The organism is Amycolatopsis sp. NPDC054798, from assembly GCF_053611505.1.
On record NZ_JBSHAM010000010.1, the window covers coordinates 149,871 to 162,005 of the forward strand.

General features: G+C 72.2%; 12 protein-coding genes. 6 read left to right on the forward strand and 6 right to left on the reverse strand.

Translation table 11 applies throughout. From position 1 onward, the window contains the following. Window positions 1-18: 18 nt before the first annotated feature. Complete coding sequence (locus ACWGIC_RS09465) at window positions 19-534, reverse strand: flavodoxin family protein (protein WP_452075438.1); 516 nt, start codon at window positions 532-534, stop codon at window positions 19-21. Window positions 535-947: 413 nt separating this feature from the next. On the opposite strand from ACWGIC_RS09465, the gene ACWGIC_RS09470 reads away from it, so the two are divergent. The 3 genes from ACWGIC_RS09470 to ACWGIC_RS09480 are packed head-to-tail and all read left to right on the forward strand — an operon-like array spanning window position 948 to window position 3,800. Further along, complete coding sequence (locus ACWGIC_RS09470) at window positions 948-2,366, forward strand: glycosyltransferase (protein ID WP_452075439.1); 1,419 nt, start codon at window positions 948-950, stop codon at window positions 2,364-2,366. Continuing rightward, the gene (locus ACWGIC_RS09475) at window positions 2,363-3,292 is read left to right on the forward strand and encodes a galactose-1-phosphate uridylyltransferase (protein WP_452075440.1); all 930 of its coding nucleotides are present in this window, start codon (window positions 2,363-2,365) and stop codon (window positions 3,290-3,292) included. The genes ACWGIC_RS09470 and ACWGIC_RS09475 overlap by 4 nt, the downstream gene beginning before the upstream one ends. A gap of 28 nt (window positions 3,293-3,320) precedes the next feature. After that, a complete protein-coding gene (locus ACWGIC_RS09480) occupies window positions 3,321-3,800 on the forward strand; it encodes a universal stress protein (RefSeq protein ID WP_452075441.1) in 480 nt (159 codons plus the stop codon). A gap of 15 nt (window positions 3,801-3,815) precedes the next feature. On the opposite strand, the gene ACWGIC_RS09485 is transcribed toward ACWGIC_RS09480, so the two are convergent. The 5 genes from ACWGIC_RS09485 to ACWGIC_RS09505 are packed head-to-tail and all read right to left on the reverse strand — an operon-like array spanning window position 3,816 to window position 8,281. After that, on the reverse strand, window positions 3,816-4,304 hold the full coding sequence (locus ACWGIC_RS09485) for a hydrogenase maturation protease (RefSeq protein WP_452075442.1): 489 nt from the start codon (window positions 4,302-4,304) through the stop codon (window positions 3,816-3,818). Continuing rightward, window positions 4,301-5,593: a Ni/Fe hydrogenase subunit alpha gene (locus ACWGIC_RS09490; protein WP_452075443.1), complete on the reverse strand. Its 1,293-nt coding sequence runs from the start codon at window positions 5,591-5,593 to the stop codon at window positions 4,301-4,303. Before ACWGIC_RS09490 ends, ACWGIC_RS09485 begins: the two co-directional genes overlap by 4 nt. Continuing rightward, the gene (locus ACWGIC_RS09495) at window positions 5,590-6,348 is read right to left on the reverse strand and encodes an NADH-quinone oxidoreductase subunit B family protein (RefSeq protein WP_452075444.1); all 759 of its coding nucleotides are present in this window, start codon (window positions 6,346-6,348) and stop codon (window positions 5,590-5,592) included. Before ACWGIC_RS09495 ends, ACWGIC_RS09490 begins: the two co-directional genes overlap by 4 nt. Beyond that, complete coding sequence (locus ACWGIC_RS09500) at window positions 6,348-7,160, reverse strand: FAD/NAD(P)-binding protein (RefSeq protein ID WP_452075445.1); 813 nt, start codon at window positions 7,158-7,160, stop codon at window positions 6,348-6,350. The genes ACWGIC_RS09495 and ACWGIC_RS09500 overlap by 1 nt, the downstream gene beginning before the upstream one ends. Then, complete coding sequence (locus ACWGIC_RS09505; RefSeq protein ID WP_452075446.1) at window positions 7,157-8,281, reverse strand: 4Fe-4S dicluster domain-containing protein; 1,125 nt, start codon at window positions 8,279-8,281, stop codon at window positions 7,157-7,159. The genes ACWGIC_RS09500 and ACWGIC_RS09505 overlap by 4 nt, the downstream gene beginning before the upstream one ends. 163 nt (window positions 8,282-8,444) lie before the next feature. On the opposite strand from ACWGIC_RS09505, the gene hypF reads away from it, so the two are divergent. The 3 genes from hypF to hypD are packed head-to-tail and all read left to right on the forward strand — an operon-like array spanning window position 8,445 to window position 12,096. Beyond that, window positions 8,445-10,727 carry a carbamoyltransferase HypF gene (hypF, locus tag ACWGIC_RS09510; protein ID WP_452075447.1) on the forward strand — a complete coding sequence of 761 codons (2,283 nt, stop codon included), beginning with the start codon at window positions 8,445-8,447 and terminating at the stop codon, window positions 10,725-10,727. Next, entirely contained in the window at window positions 10,724-10,993 is a 270-nt protein-coding gene (locus ACWGIC_RS09515) for a HypC/HybG/HupF family hydrogenase formation chaperone (protein ID WP_452075448.1), read from the forward strand. Before hypF ends, ACWGIC_RS09515 begins: the two co-directional genes overlap by 4 nt. Then, window positions 10,990-12,096, forward strand: coding sequence for a hydrogenase formation protein HypD (gene hypD, locus ACWGIC_RS09520; protein WP_452075449.1), 1,107 nt, complete (start codon window positions 10,990-10,992; stop codon window positions 12,094-12,096). Before ACWGIC_RS09515 ends, hypD begins: the two co-directional genes overlap by 4 nt. Window positions 12,097-12,135: the final 39 nt, after the last annotated feature.

Genomic DNA, 12,135 nt, shown 5'->3' on the forward strand with positions numbered 1-12,135 from the left:
GCCTCCCGGGGTTCGCGTTCACTTCCGGCTCGGCTGGGTGCGCGACCGGAGCCCCGCGCCCCACTCGCGCGCCCGCTCGGCCTCTCCGGCGGACAGTTCTGTCTCGTCGCCGTGCACCTCGACGAAAAAGCTCTCCTCCGGAGCCAGCGGCGGATGGCCGAGGTCGCGCAGCAGTTTCCCGACCGTGCGGGCAGCCGAACCGGTCAGCCAGCGCGGTTTGCCGAGCCGGGTGTCGAACACCGCGGTGTCCATCGCCGGGGGCAGGACGCCGAACTCGCCGAGCCATTCCCGGATCCCGGGTTCGCGGGTGCGGACGCCCTCCGGCCGCTGTCCGGCCGCCGCCTTGCGCGTCGACGGGCGGCTCAGGCCGTGCGCGTGCGTCGGAGCCCCGATCACCAGCAGGTCGTAGCCGTCGAGTTTCCGCGGAGCCCCGTCGACCGGGTACAGGTCCGCGGTGTCCAGCCCGGCGGCGACCGCCCTGGCGACTTCCTCGGTATTGCCGAACATGGATTCGTACACGACGATCGCGTGCATCGCGTTCCCCTTTCTCATCGGAGCGGTGCGAGCCGGCGGACGGAACATCCTCGGTTTCCCGGGGAGACGGCGGCCGGCCGGAATGCGTGCCACCGGCCCGGAATCCGGGCCCGGACAGCAGATTCCGGGTGACAAGGCCGGTCGTCCCCCTTGTGGGGAAGCTGACCGCCGTCCTGATCTCGCAGCGGATCCGTGCGCGGTCCGTTCATCGCGGTCCTGCCCCTTCCGGCCGCCGCCCAGCTTGCGGCAGGGAAGGCTGGTCGCGAGAGGGGCGCAAGTCCCCCGCGGGGACGACGACTGTCCCCGGGTCGCGCCCGGCCCGCCCTCCGTCCCGCGGCCTGGGGTCTTTGGCCCCTTCCCCTGCCCGGCCCCGATCGCGTTGGCTGGGCGGAATCCGACGAGAGGCGCCTGACATGCAGACCGTGGACGTCGGCGAACTGGCGGTATCGGCGTACCGCACGGTCGCCCCGGACTGGATTCTCGACGCGCTCGGCACGGTCGCCGGACGGCTGCGCGGGGCCAGGGTCCTCCACCTCAGCGCGACCCCGTACGGCGGCGGGGTGTCGGAGCTTCTCCGGTCCGTGGTCCCGCTGTACCGGGACCTCGGCGTGCACGCGACATGGAAGATCATCAGCGGCGAGCCGCCGTTCTTCACCGCCACCAAGAAGCTGCACAACGCGCTGCAGGGCGCGCCCGCTCCGCTCACTCCCGCCGAGCGCGCCGTCTACGAAGAAACCGCGCGGCGCAACGCGGCCGATCTGTCCGAGGACGGATTGCGAGACTGGGACTTCGTGTTCGTGCACGATCCCCAGCCCGCCGCCCTCCGGTCCTTTGTGGACCAGACGAACGCGAAGTGGGTGTGGCGGTGCCACATCGACACCTCCCAGCCGCAGCCGGAAGCGTGGGACTACGTCGCGAAGTTCGTCGACGGCTACGACGCGACCGTGTTCACCCTCGCCGCGTTCGTCCCCCGGTCGCTGTCCGCCGACCGGGCCGACATCATCCCGCCCGCCATCGACCCGCTCAGCCCGAAGAACCTGTCGCTGGACGACCGGACCGCGCACGCCGTGCTCAACTGGATCGGCATCGATCCGGCCCGGCCGCTCATCACCCAGGTCTCCCGTTTCGACCCGTGGAAAGACCCCCTCGGCGTGATCGCGGCCTACCGGCTCGTGCGCGACGAGGTCCCCGGGCTCCAGCTCGCGCTCGTCGGGTCGATGGCGCTGGACGACCCGGAGGCCTGGGACGTCTACCGCGCCATCACCGACGCGACCAGGACCGATCCCGAGGTGCACGTCTTCACCAACCTCACCGGCGTGGGCAACGTCGAGGTCAATGCTTTCCAGCGGACCTCGAAAGCGATGGTGCAGAAGTCGGTCCGCGAAGGATTCGGTCTCGTCGTGTCCGAGGCGCTGTGGAAAAACACGCCCGTGGTCGCGGGCCGGGCAGGCGGCATCCCGCTCCAGGTCGCCGACGGAAGCGGCGGCGTCCTCGTCGATTCGCCCGAGGAGTGCGCCCGGGAACTGTCCGCGCTGCTCGCCGACCACGCACGCGCGGCGGCCCTCGGCGCGGCCGGGCACCAGCGCGTCCGCAGGCACTTCCTCATCCCGCGGCTCGTGCTCGACGAACTGACCCTGCTCGACGGCCTGGCGCACGGCGACCCGCCCGGCGCGCTCATGACCCGCCACGGCACCAGGGATCCCGTGTGCGGGCTGTCGCTCGTGCCTGGCGACGCGTCGTTCACCGCGACCCGCGACGGCACGCAGCTCTCCTTCTGCTCGGCCGGCTGCCGGGACGATTTCCTCGCGACGGGCGGGAAAGGACGATCATGACCACGCGTCCGTGGCACGGCGGCCAGTTGCGCTGGAACAGCGAAACCCAAGCCTGGTCGATCCTGGCTCCCGGCAGGCAGGACCGTCCGCACGTCAGCGGCAGCGCCGGATGCCCGTTCTGCCCCGGCCCCGGGGAGGACACCCCGCCGGAGACCTGGCGGCTGCCGGACGGCGACGACTGGCTCGTCCGCGCCGTGCCGAACCGGTACGCACTGTCCGACCGGCACGAGATCGTCATCGAATCGCCGCGCCACGACTGGGATTTCGCGACCGCGACCGTCGCCGAGACGGCCAACGTGCTCTCGGCGTGGCAGTCCCGGCACCGCGCTCTGCGCGACGGCGCCGCCCAAGTCGCGGTTTTCCGCAACCACGGCGCCGCGGCCGGTATTTCTCTCGGCCATCCCCATTCCCAGGTCGCCGGATTGCCCGTGCTCTCCGAGGCGGCCCGCCGGAACCTCGAAATCGCTCGCGCGCACCACGCCGTGACCGGGCGCAGGCTCGCCGAGGACGTGCTCACCGTGGAATTGAGCACGGAGAGCCGAATCGTCTGCGCGGACGAGGAAATAGTCGCCTTCAGCCCGTTCGCCGCGGCCGCGAGCTACGAGGTGTCTTTCGTGCCGCGGACGCCTGCCGCGGATTTCGCCGCCGCGCCGCGTTCGACTGTCGTCGCGCTCGCGCGTTCCTTGCGGGCGGTGCTGGCCGCGCTGCGCGCCGAACTTTCCGACCCGGCCTACAACCTCGTGGTCCACACCGCGCCGACCGGATACGAGAAAGCCCCGTACGCCGCGTGGTCGGTGCAGCTCCTGCCTCGGCTGGAAATCGCCGCCGGTCTGGAACTCGCCACCGGGGTGCCAGTCGTCACCGTCGCCCCGGAAACGGCGGCGGCCAGGCTGCGCGCGCGGATCGCGCCCAGCCTGGTGTCCTGAACCAGCCCGGAATGAAGGAGGAGCAGCGATGCAGGCATCGAAGTTCGTCGTGGTCGGGGTGGACGGCTCCAGCGCGAGTGTCGGCGCGCTGCTCTGGGCCTCCGCCGCGGCAGCCGCCAGCGGGGCGGAACTGCACGTCGTCAACGCCTGGCTGCACGACCCGCTTCTTGACGACCTCTCGGTCGGGCGGAGCGTCGACGAGGCCGCGGCGGCGCATCTGGCCGAACTGGAGGCATTCGTCGCGGAAACCGTCACGGACCCGCCCGCGGCAGTGCGGTGCTCGGCTCCGGAAGGCGATGCCGCGAGCATGCTGATCGACCACGCCCGCAACGCGGCGCTGCTCGTCGTCGGCAGCCACGGCAAGGGAATGGTCCGGCACGCGCTCACCGGATCGGTGAGCACCGCCTGCCTGCGGCGCGCGTCCTGTCCGGTCGCCGTCGTGCCGCCCCGTGCACTGGCCCCGGGAAGCCGGCTCGGCCGGAAGGTCTCGGAGATCACCGGCGGCTGACCCGCGCGAGGAGACTCAGTTCCGCGGCACGGACGCCTCCGGCTCTTGCGCGCGCGGTTCGCTCAGCAGCCGCCGCACGGTCCGCACCACCTCGGGGACCGCCGCCTCGACCGCGGGCGTCAAGCCGGTTCCCAGCCCGAGGTCCTCCGCCTCGACCGCGTAGACGACCAGTTTCCCCGGCATCCGCCCGAGCGCGGCGCCGAGCCGCACCGCGTCCGGGATGCCGAGCGCGTGCGAGCCGCCCGCGGTCACCGTGTGCGGCCACTGGTCCACAGTGGAATTCCAGACCCGGCCGGGAGTGCTGGGCTCGCAGAGCACCGCGTCGACCACGACCGCGGTGTCCACTTCGGACCAAGCGGTGAGCAGTCCGGCCGGTTCGCCGTCGCAGAGGACGAGCCGGACGCCGGGGATCGGCTCCTCCTCCAGCGCGGTGAGCACCGCCAGCGCCACCCCGTCGTCGCACCGGTACTCGTTGCCGACGCCGATCACGACCGCCCGGTTCACTGGTCCTCCCTGGCGAAATCGAGGAAGTGCGCCGCGCAGGAGATGCACGGGTCGTAGTTCCGGATCGTGCGCTCGGCCAGCGCGGTCAGCGCGGCGTCGTCGGCGTCGAGGCGTTCGCCGAGCACGTGCCGCAGGTCGGCTTCGATCGCGGCCTGGTTCTGCGAGGTCGGCGGCACGATGGTGGCGGACCGGATCAGGCCCGCCGCGTCGAGTTCGTACCGGTGGTACAGCGTGCCCCGGGGCGCTTCGCTGATCCCGTGGCCGATCGCTTCGCGCGGCGGCACTTCGACGTGTGCCCGCGGCGGCCGTTCGTACTCGTCGAGGATGCGCAGCGCTTCCTCGACCGCGTACACGATCTCGACCCCGCGGACGAGAATGCTGCGGAACGGGTTCCGGCAAGCCGGTCCCAGCCCGGCTTCGGCGGCGACCTGGCGGGCAGTCTCCGACAGCTGGTCCGAGTTCAGCGTGTACCGGGCGAGCGGGCCGGTCAGGTAGCAGCGGCCGCCGAGTTCCGCGTGCAGGGCGGTGGAATGCGGGACCTGCTTTTCCACGACGTGCGAAGGGAATTCGGCGGGCGGGAACTCCAGTCCGGAGGCGGTCCGCAGCTGCCCGGCGGCGATCGCGTACCTTCCCGGTTCCGCGGCGGCGAGCAGGTCGTGGCCGAGTTCGACGTCGGGGAACTCGAATCCGGCGGTCCACCGCACGGTGGCGATCGCGTCGTCGAGAGCCCGCCGCAGCGTTTCGGCCAGCGGCCGCAGCTCGGCCCTCGGCGGGAGCGAGTAGAACCCGCCGACCCGGACGTTGACCGGATGGATCGCGCGCCCGCCCACCGTCTCCATCAGCGCGTTCCCGGCCTTTTTCAGCGCGAGGCCGCGCTCGACGAGGTCCCGGTGGCCGTTCGCCAGCGCGATCGCGTCCGGCAGCCCGAGGAAGTCCGGGGCGTGCAGCAGATAGATGTGCAGCGCGTGGCTGGAAATCCACTCGCCGCAGTAGAGCAGCCTGCGGACCTCCGCGAGCGGCCGGTCGAGCACGACCCCGCAGGCGTCCTCGATCGCGTTGCACGCGCTGGTCTGGTACGCCACCGGGCAGATCCCGCAGATCCGCGCGGTGATGTCCGGCGGTTCGGTGTGCGCGCGGCCGCGCAGGAACGCCTCGAAAAACCGGGGCGGTTCGTAGATGTTCAGCTCCGCGCGCTCCACCCGCCCGCCGGAGATCCGCACCCGCAGGGCGCCCTCCCCTTCGACCCGGGCCAGCGAGCTGACCTTGAGCTGCCTGCTGCGATGACTCATTTCTCCCCCGGTTCGCGTCGCGTCTCGGCGACGGTGAAGGTGCTGAACACCCGGTCCACGTCGCCCTCGCTCATCCCCCGCGAACGCAGCAGCGGAATGAGCACTGGAGTGTTGGGCTTCGCCATCGGCCCGAAACAGCCGAAGCAGCCTCGCCGCACGCCCGGACACAGCGCGCCGCAACCGGCCCGGGTGACCGGGCCGAGACACGGCGTGCCGCCCGCCACGAGCACGCAGGTGAGCCCGCGCCGTTTGCATTCGGTGCAGACGCTGGTGTCCGGCAGATCCGGTCGCCTCCCGGCCAGCAGCGCGGTGATCGTGCCGAGCAGCTGGCCGCGGTCGATCGGGCAGCCGTGCAGTTCGTAGTCCACCGGCACGTGCGCCGAGATCGGGGTCGAGGTCGCCAGTGTTTCGACGTACTCCGGGTGGGCGTACACAATGGACGCGAACTCCCCCACGTCGGCGAAGTTCCGCAGCGCCTGCACGCCGCCCGCGGTGGCACAGGCCCCGATCGTCACCAGGATTTTCGAAACGGCCCGGACGTGCTGGATCCGCTCCAGATCTCCCGGCGTGGTCACGGATCCTTCGACCAGCGACACGTCGTACGGTCCGGGAAGCACGGTGCTGGACGCCTCGAGGAAATGCGCGATCCGCACCTGCTTGGCCAGTTCCAGCAGTTCGTCCTCGCAGTCGAGCAGCGTCAGCTGGCAGCCGTCGCAGGAGGCGAACTTCCATACCGCGAGCGTCGGGACGGCCATCACAGCTCCTTCACCGCGAGCAGCGGGCCCGCGATCGTGTAGTCGACGACCGGGCCGTCCCGGCAGACCAGCAGCGGGCCGAGCTGGCAGTGCCCGCACAGCCCGATCCCGCATTTCATGGCCCGCTCCAGCGAGACCCGGATCGCGGCCGCCGGGATCTCCTTGTCCCGCAGCACTTCCGCGCACGCGCGCATCATCGGCTCGGGGCCGCAGAGGAACGCGCGGGTGTTCGAGGGATCGAGGGTCAGCGACGCGAGCGGCGCGGTCACGAAGCCGACCGGACCGGTCCAGCCCTCGGCCGGGCGGTCCACGGTGCGGATGACCTCGACGTCGTGCCGCCGTGTCCAGGAATCCAGCTCGTGCGGGAAAAGGAACTCCTCCGGGGTCCGCGCCCCCGCCACCACGACGAGCCGCCGGTAACGCTCGCGTTCCTCCAGCACCGCGGCGAGCACCGGCCGCAGCGGGCACAGTCCCGCGCCGCCCGCGACGATCACGACGTCGCGGCCCGCCGCGTCCTCGACGTCCCAGCTGGTGCCGTACGGCCCGCGCACGCCCACCACGCTTCCCAGGGCCAGGTCGTGCAAAGCCCGGCTGACCGCACCGACCGCGCGGATCGTGTGCGCCGGCCCCGGCCCGCTGACCGAGATCGCCGCCTCGCCGACGCCGTGGGCATACAGCATCATGAACTGCCCGAGCCGCGCCTGGCGCACCGGTTCGCGCACCGGCTCCAGCCGCAGGGTGACCGAGTCCGCCGTCTCCACGACCCGTCCGGCCACCCGGTAGGGCACCGGAAGCATCGGTTCGGCGGTCATCCGGGAGCTCCGGTCAGCTTCGCCGCTTCCTCGGTGATGTCGATCCCGGCCGGGCACCAGGCGATGCACCGGCCGCAGCCGACGCAGCCGGAGGAACCGAACTGCTCGTGCCAGGTGCCGAGCTTGTGGCTGAACCACTGCCGGTACCGGCTCGCCCCCGACGTCCGGACGCTCCCGCCGTGCACGTAGGAGAAATCGATTTCGAAGCAGGACGCCCAGCGCTGGCTGCGCCCGGCGTGCCCGCCGGCGAGGTCGGTGTGGTCCTCGGTGGTGGTGCAGAAGCACGTCGGGCACACCATCGTGCAGTTCGCGCAAGTGAGGCACCGGCCGGCGACTTCTTCCCACTGCGGGGATTCCCGGCCCTCCCGGATCGCCGCGGGCAGGTCGGCCTCGGGCATCGCCCGGCCCATCCGGTCCGCCGCCGCGGCGACCTCCGCCCGGGCTTCCGCGGCCTCGGACGACGACGCCGGGCGGGTGCGGATCCGGTCCAGCATCCGCAGCCCCGCCGCGCTGCCGGACTCGACGACGAAACGGTGCTCCCCCGCGCCCCAGCGCTCGGTCAGCGCGAGGTCGTAACCGGGACCGGCCGCGGGCCCGGTGCCCATCGAGGCGCAGAAGCACACCCCGCCCGGTTCGGTGCAGTTCGCCGCGATCACGAACAGTTCGCTCCGGCGGCGCCGGTACGCGCCGTCCGGATGGGCTCCCGCGCCGAGCACCCGGTCGAGAATCGCGATCGCAGCCAGGTCGCAGCCGCGCACCCCGAGGAACGCGTAGCGGACGTGCTCGGGCTCGGGCTCGGTGAACCGGCCGTCCGGGCCGGCTTCGAAAAGCTTGCGGTGCGGCGGATGCAGGTAACGTTTCCACGCCTGCGGCCCGGCCGAATGGCCGAATACGGCGCCGTCGTCGCGGCGGCGCAGCTGGTATTGCCCGGGCCCGGTCGTCACGCCCCAGCCCGCGGGCAGTTGCGCGGCGCAATCCAGTTCCGCCAGCACGATCGCGTCGTCGCGCACGGTCGGGCCGATCACCCGGTACCCGTCCGCGATCAGCGCGCCCATGAGCGCGTCCAGTCCGGCGAAGTCGATCGTCACCGCGTCGCCGCCGGTCCTCTCGTCAGCCTCCACTCCGCACACTGAACCGGGACAGCTCGGACGCGGCCTAGAGCCGAAGGTCACCGATGAACCCGATCAAGGGACCAAAGCCACTTCGCCGGGTACTTCCTGCCCCTGTCCGCGGCGACCGTCCTCGCGAGACGGTGACGCCGAAGCGCGTGGCAGGAGGGCAGCGATGGCGGACATCCCGGGCGACGGCCGGGTGCGGATCGACGTCCGGGGCACCGTGCAGGGCGTCGGATTCCGGCCGTTCGTCCATCGTCTCGCCACCGGACTGGGTCTCGACGGCGACGTCCGCAACGCGGGCGGCCGCGTCGTGATCCGCCTGGCGGGCAACCGAATCGGCGATTTCGTCGCGGCGCTCACCTCCGCCGCGCTGCCGCACGCCCGCGTCACCGGGGTCGAGGTGACCGGCCTGCCCGCCCGCGAGGTGCTCGCCCCCGGGTTCCGGATCGCGCCCAGCACCGCGGGCCGCGGCGGCGAGGTGCCGCCGGACCTGGCCACCTGCCCGGACTGCGTCCGCGAACTGTTCGACCCGGCCGACCGCAGGCATCGCTATCCGTTCCTGTCGTGCACCGCCTGCGGCCCGCGAGCGACCATCCTCCGGCGGCTGCCGTACGACCGGTCCCGCACTTCGATGCGAGCGTTCCCGCTCTGCCCGTACTGCACGGCCGAGTACCGCGATCCGGCCGACCGGCGTTTCCACGCCGAACCGATCGCCTGCCCCGAATGCGGGCCACAGATCGCGTGGTCCGCAGCCCGAGGGGAGGACGCTCTCGCCGCGGCGTGCGCGGTACTCGCCGACGGCGGAATCGTCGCGGTGAAAGGGCTGGGCGGCTTTCAGCTGGTGTGCGACGCCGCCGACGAATCCGCGGTGCAGCGCCTCCGCCGGGGCAAGGCACGCCCGGCCAAACCGCTCGCAGTCCTCGCCCGCGGACTTGCCGGAGCCCGCGAACTGTCCTCAGTGAACAACACGGCGGCGGAGCTGCTGACCTCGGCCGAAGCTCCCATCGTCCTGCTCCCCCGCCGCACCGGCGCTCCGCTCGCCGAAGGAATCGCACCCGGGCTCGGCGAGGTCGGCGTCTTCCTCCCGACGACGCCGCTGCACCATCTCCTGCTGGCGACGCTGTCCCGCCCGCTCGTCGTGACGAGCGGCAACCGCTCCGGCGGCCCGATTTTCGTCGACGACGCCGACGCGCGGGCGACGCTCGGCCCGATCTCCGACGGCATCCTCGGCCACGACCGGCCGATCTGGTCTCGCTACGACGATTCCGTCGTCCGCGTCACGAACAGCCGCGGCAGCGTCGTCCGCCGAGCGCGGGGGTACGCACCAGCGGCGCTGCCCTTGCCGTACGCCGCGTCCGAACCGCTGCTGGCGCTCGGAGCCCAGCTGAAGCACACCTGCACGCTGGCTCGCGACGGGCTGGCCCATCTCGGCCCGCACACCGGCGACCTGGAGAACGCCGAGACGTTCGCGGCGTTCGAGCGCACCGCCGGGGACCTGCTCCGATGGCACGAAACCGAGCCGTCCTGGTGCGCGCACGACCTGCACCCCGGCTACCTGTCGACCCAGTACGCCAGCCGCTGGCCCGAAACGCGGCGGATCGCCGTCCAGCACCACCACGCGCACGTCGCGGCGACCGCCGCCGAGCACGGCGTGACCGAACCGTTCGTCGGGGTCGCACTGGACGGGCTGGGCCTCGGCGCCGACGGCACGTTGTGGGGCGGCGAAATCCTGCTCGCCGGGCACCAGGACTTCCAGCGGTTCGGCCGGTTCGCGACCGCTCCGCTGCCGGGCGGCGCCGCGGCGGTGCGCCGCCCGGCCCGGATGGCGCTGGGCTATCTCTACGGGGCCGAAGCGCTGGGCTCCCGATTCCCCGAGCACCTCGCCGCCTCGCTGCTGTCCAGAGTGGACGATCGGGAGCGAACCGTTGTCCGCACCGCGATCGCGCGTGGAATCAACAGCCCCCGCGCGTCCAGCGCCGGCCGGCTTTTCGACGCGATGAGCGCGTTCCTCGGCCTCTGCGACGACAACAGCTACGAAGGCGAAGCCGCTGTCCGCCTCGAAGCGGCCGCAGCGGGTCACGACGCCCGCGCCCCTCTGGAGTGGGAACTGCACGAGCAAGACGGCCTCTGGGTCTACGACCCCGTGCCCACCCTGTGTGACGCGCTGCGTTCCGTGCCGGACGCTCCGGTCGGCGAGGTCGCCGCGCGGTTCCACCGCACGGTCGCCGAGGTCGTCGTCGCCATGGCCGCGAAGGCAGCGGCGGCGCTGGGCACCGACGTCATCTGTCTCGGCGGCGGAGTCTTCCAGAACAGCCTGCTGACCGCTCGCGTCCTCGACGGCCTCGCCGGGGCGGGGCTGCGTGCGCGCGCCGGCGAGCGCGTCCCGATGAACGACGGCGGCGTCAGCTACGGCCAGGCGGCGGTCGCCTGTGCCCGGATGAGCGGGAGGTGAGTGCGATCTGCCTCGGGATTCCCGGCCGGATCGTCGAAGTGGCCGACGGCCCGGCGCTGCGCATGGGCACGGTCGACTTCGACGGCGTACGGCGGCCAGTGTGCCTGGCCTACGCGCCCGACGCGGACGTCGGCGACTACGTGATCGTGCACGTCGGGTTCGCGATCAGCCGCGTCGACGAGGCGGAGGCCGCCAAGACCCTGGCTGTGCTCCGGGCGATCCCGGACGCGCTGGAAAGCGAACTCGGACCGGAGGCTGCCCGGTGAAATATCTCGACGAATACCGCGATCCGGTGCTGGCCCGGCGGCTGCTGGCCGAACTGCGGGCGACCGCGACCCGGCCGTGGGCGATCATGGAGGTGTGCGGCGGCCAGACGCACACGCTGGTCCGCCAGGGCATCGACGAACTGCTGCCCAGCGGGATGCGGATGATCCACGGGCCCGGCTGCCCGGTCTGCGTGACTCCGCTGGCGACCATCGACAAGGCCGTCGCCCTCGCCGCGCGCCCGAACGTGATCTTCACCAGCTACGGCGACATGCTGCGGGTGCCCGGCACAGCCGGGGATCTGCTCGGCGTCAAGGCTCGAGGCGGCGACGTCCGGGTGGTGTACACCCCGCTCGACGCGGTGGCGATCGCGCGGGACAACCCGGACCGCGAGGTGGTGTTCTTCGCCGTCGGGTTCGAGACCACCGCCCCGGCCAACGCGATGGCCGTGCTGCACGCCGCCGCCGCCTCGGTGCCCAACTTTTCCGTGCTGGTCAGCCACGTCCTGGTGCCGCCCGCGATCACCGCGATCCTCGACGCGCCGGACAACCAGGTGCAGGCCTTCCTCGCCGCCGGGCACGTGTGCGCGGTGATGGGCTGGACCGAGTACGAGCCGATCGCCGCGAAGTACGGAGTGCCGATCGTGGTGACCGGCTTCGAGCCGCTCGACCTGCTCGAAGGCATCGTGCTCGCGGTGCGCCAGCTCGAAACCGGCCGCGCGACCGTCGAAAACCAATACGCGCGCGCGGTCCGCCGCAGCGGGAACACCGCGGCCCAGGACGCCGTGCGGCAGGTTTTCCGGATCATCGAACGAACCTGGCGCGGGATCGGCCCGATCCCGGCGAGCGGGCTCGCGCTGACGCCCGCTTTCGCCGCCTACGACGCCGAACAGCGTTTTCCCGGCGGCGAATCCCGTGCCGTCGAACACCCCGACTGCATCGCCGGGCAGATCCTTCGCGGCACCGCGGTGCCCACCGACTGCTCCGCCTACGGCACCCGCTGCACCCCGCTCACCCCGCTCGGCGCGCCGATGGTCTCCGCGGAAGGAACGTGCGCGGCGTTCCACCACGCCGGACGCCGCCCGCGGGCTTCCAGCTGTCCGTGAAGGGCTCCTTGAGGGAATCTGATTCCCTCAAGGAGCCCA

What these genes read in the sequence shown, in the direction of transcription:
- ACWGIC_RS09465 (WP_452075438.1), bottom strand. Translation starts at nt 534, where the DNA reads ATGCACGCGATCGTCGTGTACGAATCCATGTTCGGCAATACCGAGGAA.
- ACWGIC_RS09470 (WP_452075439.1), top strand. Translation starts at nt 948, where the DNA reads ATGCAGACCGTGGACGTCGGCGAACTGGCGGTATCGGCGTACCGCACG.
- ACWGIC_RS09475 (WP_452075440.1), top strand. Translation starts at nt 2,363, where the DNA reads ATGACCACGCGTCCGTGGCACGGCGGCCAGTTGCGCTGGAACAGCGAA.
- ACWGIC_RS09480 (WP_452075441.1), top strand. Translation starts at nt 3,321, where the DNA reads ATGCAGGCATCGAAGTTCGTCGTGGTCGGGGTGGACGGCTCCAGCGCG.
- ACWGIC_RS09490 (WP_452075443.1), bottom strand. Translation starts at nt 5,593, where the DNA reads ATGAGTCATCGCAGCAGGCAGCTCAAGGTCAGCTCGCTGGCCCGGGTC.
- ACWGIC_RS09495 (WP_452075444.1), bottom strand. Translation starts at nt 6,348, where the DNA reads ATGGCCGTCCCGACGCTCGCGGTATGGAAGTTCGCCTCCTGCGACGGC.
- ACWGIC_RS09500 (WP_452075445.1), bottom strand. Translation starts at nt 7,160, where the DNA reads ATGACCGCCGAACCGATGCTTCCGGTGCCCTACCGGGTGGCCGGACGG.
- hypF (WP_452075447.1), top strand. Translation starts at nt 8,445, where the DNA reads ATGGCGGACATCCCGGGCGACGGCCGGGTGCGGATCGACGTCCGGGGC.